This window comes from Pantoea sp. At-9b (assembly GCF_000175935.2).
Classification (GTDB): domain Bacteria; phylum Pseudomonadota; class Gammaproteobacteria; order Enterobacterales; family Enterobacteriaceae; genus Pantoea.
This window is the reverse complement of sequence record NC_014837.1, coordinates 178355-199736: the sequence shown is the minus strand read 5'-3', so window position 1 is coordinate 199736 and position 21382 is coordinate 178355. Positions and strand designations below refer to the sequence as shown.

Sequence of the window (21382 nt, the reverse complement as noted above, 5' to 3'; positions counted from 1 at the left end):
TTTACTCTTCATCAAGATGTTCTTTGATCATCACCAGGAACGGCTTACCAAAGCGTTCCAGTTTGCGATGGCCGACACCGTTCACGCTGAGCATTTCTGACGCGCTGACCGGCATCTGTTCCGCCATCTCAATCAGTGTGGCGTCGTTAAACACCACATAGGGCGGAATGTTCTCTTCGTCGGCAATCGCTTTACGCAACTTACGCAATTTGGCGAACAGTTTGCGATCGTAATTGCCGCCATACACTTTTGGCGAGCTGCTGCGCGTTTTCACCGTCACAATACGTGGCACCGCCAGCATCAGTGGCACTTCGGCACGCAACACCGGGCGAGCGGCTTCGGTGAGCTGTAACGCCGAGTGCATGGCGATATTTTGCGTCACCATACCGAGATGGATGAGCTGACGCAGCACGCTGACCCAATGTTCGGTGCTGTTATCACGGCCAATACCGTAAACCGGCAATTTGTCATGACCGTTGTCGCGGATACGCAGGTTACTGGCACCGCGCAAAACTTCAACAATATAGCCCATCCCAAAGCGCTGCCCGGTGCGATAAATGCTGGACAGCGCTTTCTGCGCCTCCACCAGGCCATCGTAACGACGTGGCGGGTCGAGACAGATGTCGCAGTTGTCGCACTGCTGCTGTCGCCCTTCGCCAAAATAGTTAAGCAACACCAACCGGCGGCAGGTTTGCGCTTCCGCAAACGCCCCCATCGCATTGAGTTTATGGCGCTCAATATCCTGCAATGGGCCTGGCGTTTTCTCTTCCAGGCATTTACGCAACCATGCCATATCAGCCGGGTCGTACAGCATCATGGCTTCGGCGGGCAAGCCGTCACGTCCGGCACGGCCAGTTTCCTGGTAATAGGATTCGATGTTGCGCGGGATATCAAAATGCACCACAAACCGAACGTTGGGCTTGTTGATACCCATACCGAACGCCACGGTCGCCACCACGATTTGCAGATCATCGCGCTGGAAGGCTTCCTGCACCCGCGCCCGCTGGGCGCTGTCGATGCCAGCATGATAGGCCCCGACGCTCAGGCCACGGCTTTGCAGGCGTGCGGCGGTGTCTTCCACCTTGGCGCGACTGTTGCAATAAATGATGCCGCTTTTGCCGCGCTGATCCTGTACATAACGCAGCAGCTGCTCGGTCGGTTTAAACTTTTCCACCAGCGTATAGCGGATGTTAGGCCGGTCGAAGCTGCTGATTTGAATCAGGGGGTCATGCATCTGCAACAGATGCGCGATGTCATTACGCGTGGTTTCGTCGGCGGTGGCGGTCAGCGCCATCACCGGCAGCTCCGGGAAGCGCTGGCGTAGCTGGCCCAGCGCACCGTATTCCGGGCGGAAATCGTGGCCCCATTGTGAGATGCAGTGCGCCTCATCCACCGCCAGCATCACCGGATTCCAGTGGTGCAGGCTGTCGAGGAAGTTATCCATCATCAGACGTTCAGGCGCGATATACAGCAGCTTCAGGCGGCCACTCCGGCAATCGGCAAACACCTGTTGCTGTTCTTCACGCGTCTGGGTGGAGTTAAGGCAGGCGGCCGCCACGCCGTTGGCCAGCAATTGGTCGACCTGATCTTTCATCAGTGAGATCAACGGCGAAACCACCAGCGTTAATCCCTCACGCACCAGCGCCGGGATTTGATAACACAGCGATTTGCCACCGCCGGTGGGCATAACCACCAGGCAATCGCGCCCTGCCAGCGCCGTTTCGATGATGGTTTGCTGGCCGGGACGAAATTGCTGGTAGCCGAAGGTATCCTGTAATACCTGCTGCGCCAGCGTTTCCTGATTGAGCACTGCCGATGTTGCCACGGTAATCCTGTTGTTTGCTTATCAGAACAGATCGTTGAGCGTTACGCCGACACCCACGCGCGTCTGGCGGTGGTTGTAGTCGATGAGCGATTCACCATAGCCGCTAAACAGCTGGGTGTAAAAACGCACATGCTCGCTGATGGGATAGCTCCAGGCAAAGGTTGCACCGCCGTAGCCACTGTTCCAGTTGTAATTGCCTTCCACGCTGAAAATGCTTTCGCCGTACATATAGCCCAGCTTCGCGCGGTAATAGCCCATGTATTTGGTGATGTCCGGGTTGTCGTCATTGCTGGCACTTTCCGGAATACGATACCAGGGTTTGATCTCGGCGAGGAAATTACCGTTCTCCGCCATCAGACGCGCATACACACGGTTCCAGCTACGCGAGGTGGGATCGCTGCGACCATTCGATTCATGGTTCAGACCCATCTCCACATCGCGCAGTGTCCAACCGCCCAGCGAATAATCCGTGGCCCAGCCGAGGAAAATCTGCGGCTCATAGTTGGTCTCACGAAACGGTGACGAAGCGCCACGGTTAGAGAGCTGCCACCAGGAACGCTGCGTATAAGACGCGGCCAACACCGAATTGTCGCCCAGAATACCGCGCCACAGCGGAAAGGCCAGACTGAGCTGGAATTTTACTTCATCCTTTTTGGCTTTGTCTGCCCAGTCGTAAGAGGAAATCGCCTCTTTATTCATGTCGCTGGTGTAGGTGTAAAGCAGGTAGTTGTTTTCGTAGGGATAAAGCACGAAAGGGTTATCGTGTTTCTCCAGCAGGTTGGCAATAATACTGCCCCTGACCGCTGGCGCATCGTGAACCTCTTTAATCGTCGCTTCATCCGCCTGCGCCAAAGCAGGAATTAACAGAGCCGCTGCCAGCAAGGCGCGCTGCTTACGCATAGAATTCTCCAGTGGGCACTGCATATCAAAGTCGTTGGGGGACGGTTTAAAAAAGCAGGTCATTCTACACACAAACTTACCCATTGATTAGCGACGATTTCTGAAACTGGAAAGCGGCTCGAACGCGGCATAATATACACAACTCTTTAACATCTATCGCCCCGAACCGGGGGTTTGAAGGCCACCATCATGTCATCACCGATGCTGACACCGCAGGAAGCACGCCGTCTGATTGGCGAAATTTTTGTTTATCATATGCCGTTTAATCAGGCGCTTGGGCTGGAACTGGATCGGCTTGAACCCGATTACGCCGAACTGGGTTTTAGCAATAAAACCATGCTGGTGGGCAATGCCGCGCAGAGTATTCTGCATGGCGGCGTCATCGCTTCAGTGCTGGATGTGGCTGCCGGGCTGGTTTGCGTCAGTCATTCGCTGACCCGGCAGGAGAGTATCAGCGAAGAGGAGCTGCGCCAGCGTTTGTCGCGCATGGGCACGATTGATATGCGTGTGGATTATCTGCGCCCGGGGCGCGGCGAACGTTTTGTCGCCACCAGCAGCCTGCTGCGAGCCGGTAACAAAGTCGCAGTCGCCCGCGTTGAAATGCATAACCAGCAGGGTGATTACATCGCCACCGCCACCGCTACTTATTTGATCGGTTAGGACATCATGGATACACAACACACGCGCCAGGGTATTGGCTATGCACTCGGTGCCTATTTTCTGTGGGGCGTCGCACCGGCGTACTTTAAGCTGGTCAAGGAAGTCCCGCCGACGGAAATCATGACGCACCGGGTGATTTGGTCGGTGCTGTTTATGCTGCTGCTGATCACCCTGAGCCGTAACTGGAACCTGGTGTGCAGCGTGCTGCGTCAGCCCAAAAAAGTGCTGCTGCTGGCCATCACCGCTTTCACCATCGGGGGCAACTGGCTGCTGTATATCTGGGCGGTGAATAATCAGCACATCCTCGAAGCCAGTCTTGGCTATTTCATCAGCCCGCTGTTTAACGTGGTGTTGGGGATGTTGTTTATGCGGGAGCGCTTTCGTCCCCTGCAATGGCTGGCGGTGCTGCTCGCCGCGCTCGGGGTGCTGGTGCAATTGTGGAAGTTTGGTTCAGTGCCGATGATTGCACTCGGGCTGGCACTGACCTTTGCGTTTTACGGCCTGATGCGCAAGAAGATTCAGGTGGATGCGCAAAGTGGCATGCTGATTGAAACCTTGTGGATGTTCCCACTGGCGGTGATTTATCTGTTCGGCTTTGCTGATAGCGCCACCAGCCATCTGAGCGCCAACCCGCTGAGCCTCAACCTGAAGCTGATCGCTGCCGGAATCGTCACCACTGTACCGCTGATGCTGTTTGCCGCCGCCTGCACGCGACTGCGTCTCTCCACCATCGGTTTTTTCCAGTATCTCGGCCCGACACTGATGTTTCTACTGGCGGTACTGTTTTATGGCGAGAGCGTCACGCCAGATAAAATGGTGACCTTCGGCTTTATCTGGCTGGCCCTCGCTTTCTTTATTGTGGATGCCGCGATTGCCTCAGCTCGCACGCGCGTGCGCATAGCGTGAGATAAAACGCGCCAACGCCGGGCCGGTAAGCAGAATGGTGAACAGACGTAAGGTCTGCAACGCCATCACAAATGCAATATCGACCCGGCTGCCTGCGGCAATGATCGCCACCGTATCCAGCCCACCCGGGCTGGTCGCCAGATAGGCCGTCATCAGATCAACATGCAGTACCCGCGTCAACATCCACGCCAACCCACCACACAGCATCATCAGACCAATAATCGACACCACCATTTGCGGCAAGGTACGTAACGCCAGCAGGAAAATGGGGCGGGTAAAACGCAGCCCGACACTCCAGCCAATCAGCGCATAAGCCAGCGCCAGCAACCATTCCGGCACCTGCAACGTCGCCACGCCGGTTCCCTGCAACGTCGCGCCGATCAGCGCCGGTAACAGCAACGCACCCGATGGAATCCGCAGTTTCTGCCCCAGCCAAGCCCCCACCACCATCACCACCAGTGTCAGGAGAAAGCTGCTGTTCAGCGCAGGAAACCACACTAAGTCGGCGTTACCGCCGCTGCTCCCCAGGCCGATACGCGCCACCACCGCCGCCGCCGTAGCGACAAACAGCACGCGCAGATACTGCATAAACGCCACCAATCGCACGTCAGCGCCAAAATCGCCAGCCATCGCCACCATCGCCGACGCCCCTCCCGGGGACGATCCCCAGGCCCCGGTCGGCCCGGGCAGATTACTGAAACGCACCAGCAGGAAGCCAGACAACCCGCTGGCCGCCAGCGTCAGTGCCAGTACCGCCAGCACCACCGGCCAATCCTGGAGCAGTGGTGGCAATATCGCGGGTGACAGGGTTTGTCCGATCATGCAGCCCAAAACCGCCTGCGCCAGCACAAAAAAACGTTTATCGATGCGTACCGACGCGCCAGAGAGTCCCATGACGGTGCCAACAATCATCGGGCCGAGCAACAGCGCCGCAGGCAGGTGAAACAACTGGAAGATAATCCCCAGAATCAGTGAAGCAATCAGCAGAATGGTCCACTGCTGTCGCAAAGAGAGACGTGCCATAAGGTGGGATGCAACGAGTTAGTTAATCAGCTGGAGGCAACAGGTTACGCAGAATTGTGATGTATAGCCAGAAAATCGGGCCGTATAGACGGCCCTGAATCGTTACAACCAGTTTTTACGTTTGAAGTAGAGATAGGGTGCCAGACCGGCGAGGATCATCAGTCCAATCGCGGCCGGATAGCCGAAGCTCCACTTCAGTTCCGGCATAAACTCGAAGTTCATCCCGTAGCTGGAGGCCACCAGCGTCGGTGGCAGGAACACCACCGAGACCACCGAGAAGATCTTGATGATGCGGTTCTGCTCGATGTTGATAAAGCCCATCGCCGCCTGCATCAGGAAGTTCACCTTCTGGAACAACGATTCATTGTGCGGCAGCAGAGATTCGATATCGCGCAGGATCTCACGCGCCTGTTCCAGCTGATTCGCCGGTAAACGCGCTTTACGCACCAGGAAGTTCAGCGCGCGCTGGGTATCCATCAGACACAGACGGACTTTCCAGCCGATATCTTCCAGTTCCGCCAGGCGCGACAAAGCTTCGTCGTACTCTTCGCCCTGCTGCCCTTCCATGATCACACGGCTCAGTTTTTCCAGCGCGCTGTAGATGTTTTCGATCTCATCCGCCAGCTGTTCGATTTTGGTTTCAAACAGGTCGAGCAACAGTTCAAACGCATTACCATCAATCAGCGTTTGGTTACGGGCGCGCATACGGTAGAGACGAAACGCCGGTAATTCACGCTCACGCAGGGTATACAGGCGGTCTTCACGGATGGTAAACGCCACGGTCGAGTTACCGGCGTGATCTTCCGCATCTTCATAAAAGAAGAATGAGTGGATATGCAGACCATCTTCGTCTTCAAAGAAACGCGCCGACGCTTCGATGTCTTCCAGTTCCGGGCGTGTCGCCAGGCTTTGACCCAGCTCGCTTTGTACCCGGTCGCGCTCGCCTTCATCCGGCTCGATCAGGTCTACCCACACGGACGCGTTGAGTTTGTCGTTATGGTCTTCCAGTTCGAGACGCGTCAGGCGGCTGCGATCCAGTTTAAATGCGCTCAGCATAGCAATACTCCCCATTGCAGACTTAATGGGACAAGGCGGTGAACCGTTGCGTTTACGCAGAACGGGCACGGCAAAGCCTGAACACCGAAACTTTCGTTCCAGGGGTATAATCAGTGCTGACTCATGCGACGGGAAAAGGGAGGTCGCTGATAACCGCTAAGGCTACCAGCTAAGAGGTAGCCTTAGATGTTATTCCTGTGAACCAGGGGGTTGAGCCAGCATCGACTGGGCGTGTCCAAGGCGTTGTCCTCTCATGATAATAGTGGGCGCATGTTACGCTGAGACGAAAAAGTCGTCAAGGCAGCGCAACCGTGCTACACCGTTTCCAGGCGGGCATAGGCGGCGACCAGCCATTTGATGCCCTGCCCCTGAAAAGCCACCTGCAAACGGCTGTGTTCGCCGCTGCCTTCGAGGTTGATAATGGTACCTTCGCCGAATTTGGCATGGCGTACACGTTGACCCAGCGCGAAGCCGCTGTCGTTTTGTGCGATCGGCGTCCCCATGCGCTGATGGCTCACCGGCCGACTCACGCTGGCACGCAAACGCACTTCTTCCACGCAATCTTCCGGCAGCTCACCAATAAAACGGGATGGCCGGTGATACACTTCCTTACCATAAAGACGGCGGGTTTCGGCATAGGTCAGCGTCAGTTTTTCCATCGCCCGCGTCACACCCACATACGCCAGACGACGCTCCTCTTCGAGGCGTCCACCTTCGTCGAGTGACATCTGGCTCGGGAACATGCCTTCTTCCATCCCGACGATAAACACCTGACTAAACTCCAGACCTTTCGCCGAGTGCAGCGTCATCAATTGCACTGCATCCTGCCATTTATCCGCCTGGCCTTCACCCGCTTCCAGTGCCGCATGGGAGAGAAAGGCCTGCAACGGCATCAAATCTTCGTCTTCATCCTGGTAGCTGAACTGGCGCGTTGCCGTTACCAGTTCCTCAAGGTTTTCAATACGCGCCTGGCCTTTTTCGCCCTTCTCCTGCTCGTACATCAGCCACAACCCGGAATCCTTGATCACCCGGTCGGTTTGCACGTGCAACGGCAGCTCGGCGGTTTCACTGGCCAGTGAATCGACCAATTCGCAGAAACGTTGCAGCGCCGACGCGGCACGCCCCGCCAGCACCCGGTTTTGCAGCAGTTCACGCGTCGCCTGCCACAAGGTCAGTTGCTGTTCACGCGCCGTCTGACGCACCACGTCAAGGGTACGATCGCCCACGCCGCGCACCGGGGTATTCACCACGCGTTCAAACGCCGCATCATCGTTGCGGTTCGCCATCAGACGCAGATACGCCAGTGCATCTTTGATTTCCTGACGTTCGAAGAAGCGCATGCCACCATAGATGCGGTACGGCATGCTGCCCTGGAGCAGCGCCTCTTCCAGCACACGCGATTGGGCGTTGCTGCGATACAGAATCGCGCAGTCCGCCAGCGCATTACCGTTCTCATGCCAGGCTTTGATGCGGTTTACCACGAAGCGCGCTTCGTCCAGCTCGTTAAAGGCGCAGTACAGGGAGATCGGTTCGCCATCGCTGCCATCGGTCCACAACTCTTTACCGAGGCGACCATTGTTGTTGGCAATCAGGGCGTTCGCCGCTTTCAGGATGTTATTGGTGGAACGGTAGTTTTGTTCCAGGCGGATGGTTTCCGCCCCGGGGAAATCCTGCAAAAAGCGCTGGATATTTTCCACCTGCGCACCACGCCAGCCGTAGATCGACTGGTCGTCATCGCCCACGATGATCACTCGCCCGGTATCACCTGCCAGCATACGAATCCATGCGTACTGGATGTTGTTGGTGTCCTGAAATTCGTCCACCAGCACGTTGCTGAAACGTTCGCGATAGTGATTGAGGATATGCGGTTTATTCAGCCACAGTTCGTGGGCACGCAGCAGCAGCTCGGCAAAATCCACCAGGCCGGCGCGATCGCAGGCTTCCTGATACGCCTGATAAATGCGCAGCCAGGTTTGTTCCACCGGGTTGCCATAGCTTTCGATATGTTTAGGACGCAGACCTTCGTCTTTCTTGCCGTTGATGTACCACATGCCCTGACGCGCAGGCCATTGTTTCTCATCAAGGTTCATCGCTTTGATCAGTCGCTTCAGCAGGCGCAATTGATCTTCGCTGTCGAGGATCTGGAAATCCTGCGGCAGCCCGGCATCAAGATGGTGGGCGCGTAATAAGCGGTGCGCCAGGCCATGGAACGTCCCGATCCACATGCCACCCTGGCTGGTGCCGATCAATTGATCGATACGATGACGCATCTCCGCCGCCGCTTTGTTGGTGAAGGTCACCGCCATAATCGAATAAGGCGAGCAATTCTCCACCGACAGCAGCCAGGCAATGCGATGCACCAGCACACGGGTTTTGCCACTGCCTGCTCCGGCCAGCACCAGCAGGTTGCTGCGCGGTGCGGCGACCGCCTCGCGCTGTTTGTCATTTAAGCCGTTAAGCAGATCAGAAACGTCCATAAGCACCGTTTAAAAAAAGAGGGTCATCCAATATATGGATAAATATACAGCCATTATAGCAGCGAGGTCAGTGATGCCAACCGCGAAATTTCAACGTGCGGCAGCAGGCGCGCATCATCGATGTGCATCAGGTTGCCGTTGCGCAGGTTAATCCAGCATGCCTGCATCCCGGCACGCAGTGAACCGGCGACATCAGTGGTGAGATCATCGCCTACGTGCAGAATGTGTTCCGGGGCGATACCTAAACGTTCAGATGCCAGCTGATACATATCCTGCCACGGCTTAGCACGACCATGCGGTCCGGCGCGCAGCGCAAACTCAAAATAGCAGGAAAGTCCGAGTTTCTCAGGATTGGCATTGCCGTTGGTGATCGCCACCAGCGGGACTTTGTTCCCCAGCGCGGTCAGTGTCGCATGGGTTTCTTCCGGCATGTCCACTTCGCTACGCCAGCGATGAAACACGCTCATCACCTCACTGGCACCGGCGGTGGCTTCCGCCGCGGATAAGCCGACATTGATCAGCGCCAGCTCAACCGAGCGACGACGCCACTCGGACACGTCGTGATAAATCTCCGGCTCGCGTACCAGCAATTCATCACGCAGCGCCTGATAGTCTGCCGGGGTGAAATCACACAACGCCGGATGATAAGCCTGTAACGCAGCATGGGACTCCGCTGTGGTTTTGCGGATCACCGGGTGGTTGTCATACAAGGTGTCGTCGAGATCAAAGGTGATCGCTTTGATCGGACGCAGTGGACGATAAAACTTCATTACGACTTTCCTCGTTTGGCGCGCGGATGTGCGGAATCGTACACCGAGGCCAGATGCTGGAAATCAAGATGGGTATAGATTTGCGTGGTCGAGAGATTGGCGTGCCCGAGCAACTCCTGCACCGCGCGCAAATCGCCACTCGATTCCAGCAAATGTGTGGCAAAAGAGTGACGCAGCTTATGTGGATGGATATGGCTGGCAACGCCTTGTTTGATACCCCATTCGGCAAAGCGTTTTTGCACGTTGCGCGCCGAAATGCGACTGCCACGGCTGGAAACAAACACCGCATCATCCTGGGGGGCAAAGCTGGCGCGCAGCGGCAACCAGTGCTGTAACCAGGTGACGGCAGTACCGCCAATCGGCACGCGGCGTTCTTTGCTGCCTTTACCCAGTACCCAAACTTCACCGGCTTCCAGATCAAGATGGCGGAGATCCATATTCACCAGCTCCGACAAACGTAACCCGCCACCATACATGGTCTCCAGCATGGCGCGATCGCGCACCGCCAGCGGATCGTTGAGGTCAATTTCCAGCAGCTGGTTGACCTCGTCGACATCCATATTTTTCGGCAGATGCCGCGCATTACGTGGCGTAGCAATACCCTTGGCCGGATTACCGCTCAGCATGTCCTGGCTTACCTGCCAATCAAGAAAACTGCGCAGCGCCGACAAGCGCAACGCCAGGCTGCTGGCCCCTAAACCCGCGCGGCGACTGCGCGCGGCGATATTGCGTACCTGCGCCGGTTCCAGCTGAGTCCAGGCGGTGATTTTCATCTCATCAGCCATCGTGATGATGGCCTGCAGTTGACGTGCATAGTTCTGTTGCGTCAACGGGCTGAGCTGGCGTTCGACTTTCAGGTAACGCAGGAAGCCCTCAACGGCGGGGAGCAGCGGGCTGTCGCTGCTCATGCACGTTCGACCCAGCGCGACAGCAATTCCGGCAGCATCAGCGCCAGATGTTGCAGCAACAGCGTTCCCATACCGGCCTGGTAATGCTGGTTGTCACGGCTGCTGAAGATCAATACCCCCAGCTCACCTCGATCGCCCATCAGTGACATCGCGACTGAACCGATGGCTTTCGCCTGCGGCAGCAGCAACAGCAATTCAGGACCATTGAGGTGACCAAGATAATGGTGTTCATCACCGAAGCGCTGAATGCGCAGCGGTTCAAACGCCTGACGCGACAAGCCCAGTTGGGTGAAATCGGACGGCGCACCGATGTGCCATTTATCACTGAACAACCGCACATTGGCACCGGCAAGGCCCAACTCACGTGCCCAGCGATGCAGGCGCGTCAGCATATCTTGCAGGCTGTCTGCGGTGGCGAGATGCCCCTGTAACGACAGCAGGCGATCAAACAGCTGATGGTTGGCGGTTGCCTGCTCCATCAACAGGGTGATCTCCTCTTCCAGCTGCTGGATATGGTTGCGTTGCCGCGCCATATGCCACTCCACCAGCGACACGCTGCCGCGTACCGGATGCGGCACCATCATCTGTTCAACCTGGCGCGCATTGCGAATAAAGAAATCGGGGTTCTGACGCAGATATGCGCTGACCGCCTGATCGTCCAGCAGCACCGCGCTGTCGGTCTGCTCTTCGACATTTTTCATAGATGAATAAACCCATCGTAGACGTGTGTGGCTGGCCCGGTCATAAACAGCGGCTGACCGGCCCCTTTCCAGGCAATATGCAGCGTTCCGCCGGGCAGATCAACGCGGACTTTTTCCGCCAGAATGCCCTGCTGAATACCGCAGGCAACAGCGGCACAAGCGCCACTGCCGCAAGCCTGGGTTTCACCCGCGCCGCGTTCATAAACGCGCAGACGAATGTGTTCTGGATTGACCACTTCCATAAAGCCAACGTTCACGCGCTCCGGAAAACGTTCATGGCTTTCCAGTACCGGGCCAAGCGTTTCCACAGGCGCGGTTTTCACGTTCTCAACCTGGATCACGCAATGCGGGTTGCCCATCGACACGGCACCAAACATCACCGTCTGCTCGGCCACGCGCAGCAGATACAAATTCTCGGCTTTGTTAGCGCGGAACGGCACATGCTGGGGTTCGAAGTTTGGCTCACCCATATTGACGCGTACCAACTCGTCATTGGTGACACTCAGCACCATCCGGCCAGTTTGCGTACTGACGCGGATATCGCTTTTGTTGGTCAACCCTTTCAGGCGCACAAAACGGGCAAAGCAGCGTGCGCCGTTACCGCACTGTGCCACTTCACTGCCGTCAGCGTTGAAAATTCGATAGTGGAAATCAAGATCCGGATCGTAAGGTGGCTCGACGATCAGTAACTGATCGAAACCGATCCCCAGATGGCGATCCGCCAGACGGCGAATCAGCTCCGGCGAAAAAAAGACGTTTTGCGTCACGGCGTCCACAACCATAAAGTCGTTGCCGAGACCGTGCATTTTCGAGAACTGCATTTTCTGCTCCGCCGGATTACTCATGGGAGATTAATTCCCCTGCATGCCTTGTTTGTCGGTGACTAAACCATCCACATCCGCACTTTTCGCTGCTTGCTGCTGCTGTTCAGTGGGCTGGGTGGTGGTTTTTTTCGGTTGATCCGGAGGCGGAAAATACAACGGGCCTTTCAGGCCACAGCCTGCTAAGCCGACCAGTGCCAGCGCCATTCCCAGCTGACGTATCATTTGTCTCATTCTGTCTGCTCTTTCTGTCCTTTCCTGGATGCTTATCATCGCAGTTGACGTTGTAAAAGCAACAGGAAATACCCGCAAACGCGTTACAGGTCTGACACCTGCCGCGCGAGGGCGGGCAGGATCAGTGCATTTGATAGCGCGGCTGGAAATCGCCGTTGTCGTTGTCAGGCTGTGTGGCACACAGTTGTGTGAGTGTCTGGCTGCGGAACGGGATCACCTGGAAGCGATCGCCTGCATTCACAATCTGGTAAAACTGCGGCAAATTGAAGTTGATAAAGCTGGAGCCGTAGGTGAAACGGTCGTGCGATGACGAATAAAAACGGCTGACATCACGTACCAATTCTTCTTTGCTGCCTTCGCAATGGTGATACACCTCAACACGGTTAGTTTCGTCGAGGATATAAATGTTGAAGCCGCGATCATCATTGGTGTCTTCAAAGAAGAACTGAATGATACCTTCGCTGGCATAGCCGTTAACCACCGGCGGCAGCGGCGTCTGGTTCGACTCCACTTTAATCGACAGGCCATGCAACTTGTTGTTGGAAATCGCGCCATAGAACTCGACCGCATTTTCCAGTTTCTGTACCGACACGCTCATGCGTTCAAAGAACAGACCCCAGGTCTGGCCCGCCATGCGCAAGGCTTTAAAGCGACCCGGCTCCTGACGCGTACTGGACAGGCGCAGTTCGATGCATTCCGACACCAGTTGCTGCACGCGGGTACGGATCAGGCCGCGCAAATGCTGGCTATAGCAGAACACCTCCACCGTATCCGGCGGCGCGGCATCCTGATGCATTTTGCCGAGGATAGTTTTCAGCGCTTCAATCATCGCCTGCTCGCCGCTGAAGTGCAGAGTACGTACCTCATTCCACGAGTTGCGGTACAACAGGTCAATGCTGCCAATCAGGCATTGCTGCTGCTGACCGAAGCTGAACACGTCCAGTTTACGGAAGTCGAAATGCACCACCTGATTGCGAAACGCTGAGGTAGGATCGTGTTCGAGGTTGACGATAATCGCCAGGTGACGAATTTCACACGGGCTGTAGAGCGCTTTTGGCGTCGGCGCGGGAACGCGCAGCGGGAAATGATGTGAGACATCATTCACCAGCTCCTGCAAACGCGGCAGATCGCAGAATTCATTACCTTTGATATGCAGACGCGTTTTGCTGGTCAGTAAACCGTTAAACCATGCCCACGCCACCAGTTTGTTCAGGTAGCGGTTATATTCCAGCGGCTGATGGCTGATGATGGAACTCATGTCCGGCGACTGGTTATACAGATACCAGCCCGCGCGATTGGCGCGGCCTGCCGGGACATGGATAAAGGTCAGATTCTCTTCCGACAGGTCAGGCGAAATCTGCGGGTTCACCAGCGTCACCTTGCCCGGCAACGCTTCAAAGGCCGCATACAGTTTACGCGTCAGCACGCCGATATCCTGCGGGCTGGCGCTGACGCTTAAATTGTTACGACGCGCGAAACGGATCAGGTTGCGATAGCTCTGCATCATCGCATCCAGCAATTCATTGTGCGCTTCACGCACGCGTTCGATCTTCCACTGCGCGCGGTTATCCAGCACCGCCAGTTTGTCGTCGTCCCAGCCCCACTCTTTCACCAGCTGCGACAGGATTTCACGACGCCAGCCGGAGCGGTGATGGTTCTCTTCACTGGAGAGTTTTTCACACACTTTGAGGTAGAAGCAGCGACGCACCAGGTCGAGACGCGCCAAATCGTCGATGCTGGTGAGATAACGCGTTACGCGTTCCAGCATCATGCAGTAAGGATCAAGACCGAAACAGACGATTTCGCCGTCGTGCAGGCGCTGCTTGATGTCCATCGCCAGCAATTGCGTATTGGGGTATTCCCAGCTGTAGGCTTCCAGCAGCAAGGTTTTCAGCACCGCTTTGTACGGTGAGTCGATGCTTTTATACAGCTGCCACAGGCTGGCACCAAAGTACTCTTCGGCTGACAGCGTGCCGAGGCCGCCCAGATCGAGCCATTCGTTCGGTGTCAGCACGCCCTGGGCGTACAGTGACATGACGTAATCGTCGTAATGATGCTCTTCTTCACCGGGCACCATGTTCCACAGGATACGTTTACCGGCCATGCGCACGGCAGTGCGGTAAAACTCATCCAGCAGCAAAATATGTTGGGTCGAGCCGCAATCTTCAGCGCCGAGGCTGCCGCTTTCGTTATGGCGGAAGCGGTTTTCATCGATCAGGAAGAAGCTGACCTCTACCCCCATGGAGACGCACCATTTCTGCAACAAGGTACATTTACGTTGCAGGTTGAGACGCTCTTCATTATCCAGCCAGGATTGATGACATACCCAGATATCAAGATCGGAGACGCTGTTCTGGCCGACAGAGGAGGTGCTGCCCATCGAGTAGATGCCGGTGATCGGCATTTCGCCTTTGGCACCGGTGCTGAGATGCAGCGGTTGTTTACCCGCCAGATCCTGCAACAGTTGCTGTTGGTTTTCATCAGGCGTGTAAAAGCTGATGCCATGTGGAACGTTACCCTCAAGGTAACCCGGCATCAGCGGATGATGATAGTGCAGTAATGTTGGCAGCAGACTGTAGACGTGCTGGAAAGCAGGTCCCATCGCAGCCAGCGCGCGATCTACACGCAGCTGGTTGATAGCATCCAGTCTCTGTTTCAGTGTCTCAATGTAGAGGTACAAGACGTTTCGCCTGATTGTCCCAGTGTTAAGCACCCTGTTTCCGAAACCTGCCACTTAATAATAATACCCGTCATAATTCATGCTTGCAGATGCGTTGGCTGCGTGCGCTCACCCCAGTCACTTACCGATGTAAGCTCCTGGGATTCCCGCACTTGCCGCCTTCCTGCAACCCGAATTATTTAGGGTAACGATATCGGGCAAATTATTGCTGGAAACGTGATCAATCTAACACCTGGCAGATTGACCGTAAAGAAAGTTGCGCTACTTAACAGTTTAGCACGTTCCGAACTAACCCCTGCGTTTTCGGACTATGACCTCAGATTATTCCCCGGTGATCGCGACGAAATCTGACATCAGAGCCTTTTCAATCCGTTGAAACTGACAGCATTCCCCTATCGATGGTAGGATATTCGATGAACGATCAAAACGGTTAACAGCATGTTAGACAAAATTTTCAGAATTGCTACAAGACAAAGTCCCCTTGCGCTCTGGCAGGCACAATATGTCCAGCAACGCCTGATGGCAGCGCATCCTGGCCTGCAAGTCGAACTGGTCCCGATGGTCACCAAGGGTGATGTCATCCTCGATACGCCGTTGGCTAAAGTGGGGGGAAAAGGGCTTTTCGTCAAGGAGCTGGAGTTGGCGATGCTGGAAAATCGCGCCGACCTCGCGGTGCATTCGATGAAAGATGTGCCGGTGGATTTCCCTGAAGGACTCGGCCTGGTCACCATTTGCGAGCGCGAAGATCCGCGCGATGCCTTTGTCTCCAATCATTACGATTCAATCGATGCGCTGCCGCAGGGCGCGGTGGTGGGCACTTCAAGCCTGCGTCGTCAGTGCCAGCTCAGCGCACGTCGTCCCGACCTGGTGATTCGCTCGTTGCGCGGCAACGTCGGTACCCGCCTTGGCAAACTGGATGCCGGTGAATATGACGCCATCATTCTTGCCGCTGCGGGTCTGAAACGCTTGGGTCTGGAAGATCGCATCCGCTTTGCGTTACCGGCTGAAATCTCGTTACCGGCCGTCGGTCAGGGCGCAGTCGGCATTGAATGCCGCCTCGACGACGCCGAACTGATTACCCTGTTGCAGGCGCTGAACGACGGCGACACCGCTGTTTGTGTGCGCGCTGAACGCGCCATGAACACCCGCCTGGAAGGCGGTTGTCAGGTGCCGATTGGCAGCTTTGCCGTGCTGGAAGGCGATCAGCTGTGGCTGCGTGGTCTGGTGGGTTCACCGGATGGTAGCCAGATGATCACCGGCGAGCGCCGTGGTCCACGTGATCAGGCAGAACAGATGGGGATTTCGCTGGCGGAAGAACTACTGGATAACGGCGCGAGCGAGATTCTGCGTGACGTTTATCAGGGGCAACCGCCTGCATGACCATTCTCGTGACCCGTCCCGAGCCAGCCGCCAGTGAACTGGTCGCACGTTTGCGAACCCAGGGGAAACTGGCGTGGATCTTACCGCTGATTGAGTTCACACCGGGTCGCGATATTGTTCATTTGCCACAACAGCTTGCCGCGCTGCAACCCGGTGATCTGGTGTTTTTGTTGTCGCAACAGGTGGTGACCTTCGCCCACCCGGAGTTGCAACGTCAGGGTTTCGCCTGGCCCACGCAGCTTGATTACTACGCCATTGGCCGCAGCACCGCGCTGGCGTTGCACACCGTCAGTAATCTGAAAGTAGACTATCCTCATGCGCGGGAAACCAGTGAAGAACTGGTGCGTCTTAACCGCCTGCAACAGGTAAGCGGCAAGCGCGCATTAATTTTGCGCGGCAGTCCGGGGCGTGAGTTGCTGGCCGATACCCTGACGGAACGCGGTGTCGATGTCCGTTACGCGGAATGCTACCAGCGCTGTGAAAAAGCCTATGATGGTGCCACTGAAGGGCGTCGCTGGCGCGATCGCGGAATTACCACGCTGGTGGTGACCAGCGGTGAAATGTTACAACAACTGTTTGCGCTGTTTCCGCCAATCGATCGACGGGAATGGTTATTACACTGTCGGCTGGTGGTCGTCAGTGAACGTTTGGCTACCCTGGCAGCTTCACTGGGCTGGCAGGATATTGATGTAGCCGATGGTGCCGATAACGATGCGCTGCTGCGTGCGTTACGCTGAACTTAACATTGGGATGAGCCGCAATGACGGAACAAAAAGCCTCCTCCGCCGTGGTTGAAGAGACCACGCCAGCGGGCGACAACGCTACTCCTCCAGCTAAAAAATCACCACGCGACACCAAACGCGATGGCAAAGTGCTGGGTGCTGTGGCGATTGTGATTGCGCTGGCGATTGGCGCGGGCCTTTACCTGAATGGGAAACACCAGGCCGATTTACAGGCTCAGACTAACCAAAATCTGAGTGAGCAGCTGAGTGCATTGCAACAGCAACTGGGCAGCGATAAACAACAGCTGACGCAGCAACTGGAAAGCGCCAACAGCGCCTTACAGGAAGCACGTAACCAACAAGACGCCAGCGCCAAAGAGCTGGAAGCCTTACGGCAAAAAGTCGCCACCATTTCAGGTAACGATACCCGCACCTGGCTGCTGGCCCAGGCCGATTATCTGGTCAAACTGGCAGGACGTAAGCTGTGGAGCGATCAGGATGTCACTACCGCCGCCGCGCTGCTGAAAAGTGCCGATACCAGTCTCGCCGAAATGAATGATCCGAGCGTCATGAATGTGCGCCGTGCCCTGACTCAGGACATCAGTTCGCTCTCCGCCGTCAGCCAGGTCGATTATGACGGCATCATCCTCAAGCTGAACCAACTGTCAAACGGCGTGGATAACCTGCGACTGGCGGATAACGACAACGACGATTCACCGATGGATGCTGACAGCAGCGAACTTTCCAGCTCACTGCATGAATGGCGGCAAAATCTGGTAAAAAGCTGGCACAACTTTATGGATGGCTTCATCACCATTCGCCGCCGTGATAACACCGCACAGCCGCTGCTGGCACCCAATCAGGATGTGTATCTGCGCGAAAACATCCGCTCGCGCCTGCTGATTGCCGCCCAAGCCGTGCCGCGCCATCAGGACGAGATCTACAAACAATCGATTGATGCCGTTTCCAGCTGGGTGCGTGCCTGGTATGACACCAACGATGCCGCCACTAAAGCCTTCCTCGATCAGCTGGACGAACTGAGCCAGCAAAGCATCTCGATGGATGTGCCGGATACGCTGGAAAGCCAGCAACTGCTGGATAAGTTGATGCAGACCCGCGTGCGTAATCTGTTAGCGCAGCCCTCGGTTGCGGCTGACCAGCAGGGAGGCTAAGCATGCTAAAAGTATTGGTGCTTTTTCTGCTGTTGATCGCCGGCGTGGTGCTGGGTCCGATGCTGGCTGGCCATCAGGGCTATGTGCTGATCCAGACCGACAACTGGAACATTGAAACCAGTGTGACTGGCCTGGCGATCATCCTGATCCTCAGCCTGCTGGTGATTCTGTTTGTTGAATGGGTGCTGCGTCGCCTGTTCCGCACGGGTGCGCGCACCCGTGGCTGGTTTACCGGCCGTAAACGTCGTCGTGCGCAGCGCCATACCCAAACCGCGCTGATGAAGCTGGCAGAAGGCGATTACAAGCAAGTTGAAAAACTGCTATCGAAAGATGCCGATCACGCCGACCAGCCGGTGGCTAACTATCTGCTCGCGGCGGAAGCGGCTCAGCAACGTGGTGATGAGCTACGCGCGAATCAGCATCTGGAGCGCGCGGCGGAGCTGTCGCAAAACGACACCATTCCGGTGGAAATCACCCGCGTTCGTCTGCAACTGGCGCGTAATGAAGACCACGCCGCGCGACACGGTATTGATCGTCTGCTGGAAGTGGCACCCCGTCACCCGGAAGTATTACGTCTGGCCGAACAGGCTTATATCCGTACCGGTGCCTGGGGCGCGCTGCTGGACATCCTGCCATCGATGCAGAAAGTGCAGATCAACGATGACACCCAGCGCGCGGCGTTACAACAACAGGCATGGCTGGGCCTGATGAACCAGGCGATGGCCGACCAGGGTAGCGATGGCCTGAAACGCTGGTGGCACAATCAAAGCCGTAAAACCCGCCAGGAAACCGCGTTGCAGGTCGCCATGGTGGAGCATCTGATTGAATGCGATGACCCGGATACCGCGCAAGCTATCGTGCTGGATGGCCTGAAGCGCCAGTATGACGATCGTCTGGTGCTGCTGATGCCACGCATTAAAAGTGGCGATCCCGCCGCCCTGGAGAAAGCGCTGCGCAATCAAATCAAACAGCACGGCGCAACCCCGCTGCTGCACAGCACCCTGGGCCAGATGCTGATGCGCCACGGTGAGTGGCAGCAGGCCGCAGAAGCCTTCCAGCAGGCGTTGGCACAGCGTCCTGATGCGTTTGATTACGCCTGGCTGGCCGATGTTTACGATCGTATGCACCGACCGGAAGAGGCGGCGAAAATGCGCCGTGAAGGACTACTGCTGACGCTGAAGAATAATCCCAGCGCCTGATTTTTCGATTGTTATATTTGTGCACGCCGGGCTTGCCCGGCTTTTTTTTGCGCCGAATTCTATCATCAGGCGTGATAAATCACGCCGCTACAGGACGTGCAATGATACGTAGCGGCGCGATTTATCGCGCAGATAAAAAAACACCTGCCAGAGGCAGGTGTAAGATCAGGTCGGTAAGACAACTGATGGTATCCGACTCAACGTAATGTCCTGTTACTGCAATAAGGCTCGCGCGATACTGCCTGGCTGGACAACGGATACCGTAAGGGGCTCTGCATCATTCCCAGGTTTATGCAGCATCAGCAGACATAAGAGGTGGAATGAGCATCTACGCAGAGATTATTGCATAAGGCGTGCCAGGTTTGCAGGTTGCAAATTAAATTGATATTTATCAGATAGTTAATTTTATCGACGTAGTAGAACCCTGCGATGATGTCGGGAAAAAGCGACAAAGCGGCATTAGGTTGTCTCCGTCGAACGACAGGCAATGCAAGGATATGTAAAACAGATATAAATCAGATCGTTACGTGTCTCAGAAAGGAGACAGCGGCATGAAATCACTTTTCTCTGGACGAAAAAAAACCTGCTCTTAGCAGGTTGTTTTTCATATTAAGATGGTCGGCGAGAGAGGATTCGAACCTCCGACCCACTGGTCCCAAACCAGTTGCGCTACCAAGCTGCGCTACTCGCCGATTTTTTTTATCTTAATATTTTGCCTGGTGCGAAGAGAGGGACTTGAACCCTCACGTCCGTTAAGACACTAACACCTGAAGCTAGCGCGTCTACCAATTCCGCCACCTTCGCATGTCCCAGCAAAATCTGGGGTGGCTAATGGGACTCGAACCCACGACAACTGGAATCACAATCCAGGGCTCTACCAACTGAGCTATAGCCACCATAAATCTATTTACTGCCTAACGCGGTATTTAAAACCACCGAAGCTCTTGCGCACAAACTTAATGGCGCGCCCGACAGGATTCGAACCTGAGACCTCTGCCTCCGGAGGGCAGCGCTCTATCCAGCTGAGCTACGGGCGCGTAGCGCCGTTGCGGATGTGCATACTACGGATTTGATATCAGGCTGTCCAGTGCAATTTTAATAAAAAAACGCGTTTGGTTACGCTTTGTGCATTCCGTCGATAAATGCTGCACTTTATCCCTGTCCCCAGCGGAAATTGCTGCATTAATCAGCAATATCAGAGATCACCACGCCAATGGTAGCCTAAATATTTCAGCAACTTTATTTGGCGACGCCAGCGTGAAGGCTGGCGAATCAAACGATAAAGCCACTCCAGACCGAGTTTTTGCCAGCTGCGCGGTGCGCGCGCGACATGACCCGTGAACACATCGTAGGTGCCGCCCACCCCCATATACAGCGCGTCAGGCCAATGGGCGCGGCAATCTCGCATCAGCAGCTCCTGACGCGGCGATCCCAGCGCGACGCTAACAATCTGGGCGTTGCTGGCAGCGATACGTGCAAACAGCGCCTCGCGCTCCTGCGGCGTGAAATAACCGTCCTGGCTGCCAACAATGTTCACATTCCACTGACGACGTAATTTCTCACAGGTTTCCTGCAATACCGTGTCATGGCCGCCAAGCAAAAACACCGGGATACCGCTGCGACCCGCTCGTTCCATCAGCGCCTCCCACAAATCAGCCCCGGCAATCCGGTTGACCTGGAGCTGCGGATATTTCTTGCGTAGCGAACGCACAATGCTGATGCCATCAGCATACTTAAATTCAGCCTGTTCAATCAGCGCCCGCACTTCGGCATCGCTTTCCAGCGTCAGCATTTTTTCGGCGTTGATGGCCACCAGCGTACCGCTGCGTGGCTTTTCATTCGGCAGCAGAAAGTTAAGAAAGGACGCCATATCGTGAAAGGCGTAGAGATCGATACCGCGCAGCGCATAACGCGGCTCCTCTTTTTTTATCGTATTCAACGTCAACCG

General features: G+C 55.8%; 19 protein-coding genes and 4 tRNA genes. 6 read left to right on the top strand and 17 right to left on the bottom strand.

Features of this window, described 5'->3' with window-relative positions:
• Nucleotide 1: 1 nt before the first annotated feature.
• Both recQ and pldA read right to left on the bottom strand, forming a co-directional pair.
• Nucleotides 2-1825 (bottom strand): ATP-dependent DNA helicase RecQ, encoded by a 1824-nt coding sequence (recQ, locus tag PAT9B_RS00855; RefSeq protein ID WP_013507364.1) that lies wholly within the window; start codon nt 1823-1825, stop codon nt 2-4.
• Between the two features lie 21 nt (nt 1826-1846).
• Nucleotides 1847-2725, bottom strand: a complete 879-nt coding sequence (pldA, locus tag PAT9B_RS00850; RefSeq protein ID WP_013507363.1) for a phospholipase A — start codon at nt 2723-2725, stop codon at nt 1847-1849.
• Between the two features lie 189 nt (nt 2726-2914).
• On the opposite strand from pldA, the gene PAT9B_RS00845 reads away from it, so the two are divergent.
• Both PAT9B_RS00845 and rarD read left to right on the top strand, forming a co-directional pair.
• The gene (locus tag PAT9B_RS00845; protein WP_013507362.1) at nt 2915-3385 is read left to right on the top strand and encodes a thioesterase family protein; all 471 of its coding nucleotides are present in this window, start codon (nt 2915-2917) and stop codon (nt 3383-3385) included.
• A 6-nt stretch (nt 3386-3391) separates the two neighbouring features.
• Nucleotides 3392-4291 (top strand): EamA family transporter RarD, encoded by a 900-nt coding sequence (gene rarD / locus PAT9B_RS00840; RefSeq protein ID WP_013507361.1) that lies wholly within the window; start codon nt 3392-3394, stop codon nt 4289-4291.
• Here rarD and PAT9B_RS00835 read toward each other — a convergent pair.
• The 10 genes from PAT9B_RS00835 to PAT9B_RS00795 form a co-directional block, all read right to left on the bottom strand.
• The gene (locus PAT9B_RS00835) at nt 4262-5314 is read right to left on the bottom strand and encodes an AbrB family transcriptional regulator (protein ID WP_013507360.1); all 1053 of its coding nucleotides are present in this window, start codon (nt 5312-5314) and stop codon (nt 4262-4264) included. The genes rarD and PAT9B_RS00835 overlap by 30 nt on opposite strands.
• A gap of 102 nt (nt 5315-5416) precedes the next feature.
• The gene (gene corA, locus PAT9B_RS00830) at nt 5417-6370 is read right to left on the bottom strand and encodes a magnesium/cobalt transporter CorA (RefSeq protein ID WP_013507359.1); all 954 of its coding nucleotides are present in this window, start codon (nt 6368-6370) and stop codon (nt 5417-5419) included.
• A 182-nt stretch (nt 6371-6552) separates the two neighbouring features.
• Nucleotides 6553-6609 carry a YsgD/CorL family protein gene (ysgD, locus tag PAT9B_RS31440; RefSeq protein WP_367617716.1) on the bottom strand — a complete coding sequence of 19 codons (57 nt, stop codon included), beginning with the start codon at nt 6607-6609 and terminating at the stop codon, nt 6553-6555.
• A 75-nt stretch (nt 6610-6684) separates the two neighbouring features.
• Nucleotides 6685-8847 (bottom strand): DNA helicase II, encoded by a 2163-nt coding sequence (uvrD, locus tag PAT9B_RS00825; protein WP_013507358.1) that lies wholly within the window; start codon nt 8845-8847, stop codon nt 6685-6687.
• Nucleotides 8848-8900: 53 nt separating this feature from the next.
• The gene (yigB, locus tag PAT9B_RS00820) at nt 8901-9617 is read right to left on the bottom strand and encodes a 5-amino-6-(5-phospho-D-ribitylamino)uracil phosphatase YigB (RefSeq protein ID WP_013507357.1); all 717 of its coding nucleotides are present in this window, start codon (nt 9615-9617) and stop codon (nt 8901-8903) included.
• Nucleotides 9617-10525: a tyrosine recombinase XerC gene (gene xerC, locus PAT9B_RS00815; RefSeq protein WP_013507356.1), complete on the bottom strand. Its 909-nt coding sequence runs from the start codon at nt 10523-10525 to the stop codon at nt 9617-9619. Before xerC ends, yigB begins: the two co-directional genes overlap by 1 nt.
• Entirely contained in the window at nt 10522-11226 is a 705-nt protein-coding gene (locus PAT9B_RS00810) for a DUF484 domain-containing protein (RefSeq protein ID WP_013507355.1), read from the bottom strand. The genes xerC and PAT9B_RS00810 overlap by 4 nt, the downstream gene beginning before the upstream one ends.
• A complete protein-coding gene (gene dapF / locus PAT9B_RS00805) occupies nt 11223-12047 on the bottom strand; it encodes a diaminopimelate epimerase (protein WP_013507354.1) in 825 nt (274 codons plus the stop codon). The genes PAT9B_RS00810 and dapF overlap by 4 nt, the downstream gene beginning before the upstream one ends.
• 30 nt (nt 12048-12077) lie before the next feature.
• Entirely contained in the window at nt 12078-12281 is a 204-nt protein-coding gene (locus PAT9B_RS00800; protein WP_013507353.1) for a lipoprotein, read from the bottom strand.
• 121 nt (nt 12282-12402) lie between these two features.
• Nucleotides 12403-14961 (bottom strand): class I adenylate cyclase, encoded by a 2559-nt coding sequence (locus tag PAT9B_RS00795; protein WP_041525718.1) that lies wholly within the window; start codon nt 14959-14961, stop codon nt 12403-12405.
• A 438-nt stretch (nt 14962-15399) separates the two neighbouring features.
• Here PAT9B_RS00795 and hemC point away from each other — a divergent pair, with 438 nt between their 5' ends.
• The 4 genes from hemC to hemY are packed head-to-tail and all read left to right on the top strand — an operon-like array spanning nt 15400 to nt 19434.
• On the top strand, nt 15400-16341 hold the full coding sequence (gene hemC, locus PAT9B_RS00790; protein ID WP_013507351.1) for a hydroxymethylbilane synthase: 942 nt from the start codon (nt 15400-15402) through the stop codon (nt 16339-16341).
• Nucleotides 16338-17078, top strand: a complete 741-nt coding sequence (gene hemD, locus PAT9B_RS00785; RefSeq protein WP_013507350.1) for a uroporphyrinogen-III synthase — start codon at nt 16338-16340, stop codon at nt 17076-17078. The genes hemC and hemD overlap by 4 nt, the downstream gene beginning before the upstream one ends.
• A gap of 23 nt (nt 17079-17101) precedes the next feature.
• Nucleotides 17102-18235: a uroporphyrinogen-III C-methyltransferase gene (gene hemX / locus PAT9B_RS00780; protein WP_013507349.1), complete on the top strand. Its 1134-nt coding sequence runs from the start codon at nt 17102-17104 to the stop codon at nt 18233-18235.
• 2 nt (nt 18236-18237) lie between these two features.
• Nucleotides 18238-19434, top strand: coding sequence for a protoheme IX biogenesis protein HemY (hemY, locus tag PAT9B_RS00775; RefSeq protein ID WP_013507348.1), 1197 nt, complete (start codon nt 18238-18240; stop codon nt 19432-19434).
• Between the two features lie 615 nt (nt 19435-20049).
• On the opposite strand, the gene PAT9B_RS00770 is transcribed toward hemY, so the two are convergent.
• From PAT9B_RS00770 to wecG, 5 genes are all read right to left on the bottom strand, one after another.
• Nucleotides 20050-20126, bottom strand: a tRNA-Pro gene (locus PAT9B_RS00770).
• Nucleotides 20127-20151: 25 nt separating this feature from the next.
• Nucleotides 20152-20238 (bottom strand) — tRNA-Leu (locus tag PAT9B_RS00765).
• 16 nt (nt 20239-20254) lie between these two features.
• A tRNA-His gene (locus tag PAT9B_RS00760) sits at nt 20255-20330 on the bottom strand.
• 64 nt (nt 20331-20394) lie between these two features.
• Nucleotides 20395-20471: transfer RNA gene (locus PAT9B_RS00755), tRNA-Arg, on the bottom strand.
• A 158-nt stretch (nt 20472-20629) separates the two neighbouring features.
• The gene (gene wecG / locus PAT9B_RS00750; RefSeq protein WP_013507347.1) at nt 20630-21379 is read right to left on the bottom strand and encodes a lipopolysaccharide N-acetylmannosaminouronosyltransferase; all 750 of its coding nucleotides are present in this window, start codon (nt 21377-21379) and stop codon (nt 20630-20632) included.
• Nucleotides 21380-21382: the final 3 nt, after the last annotated feature.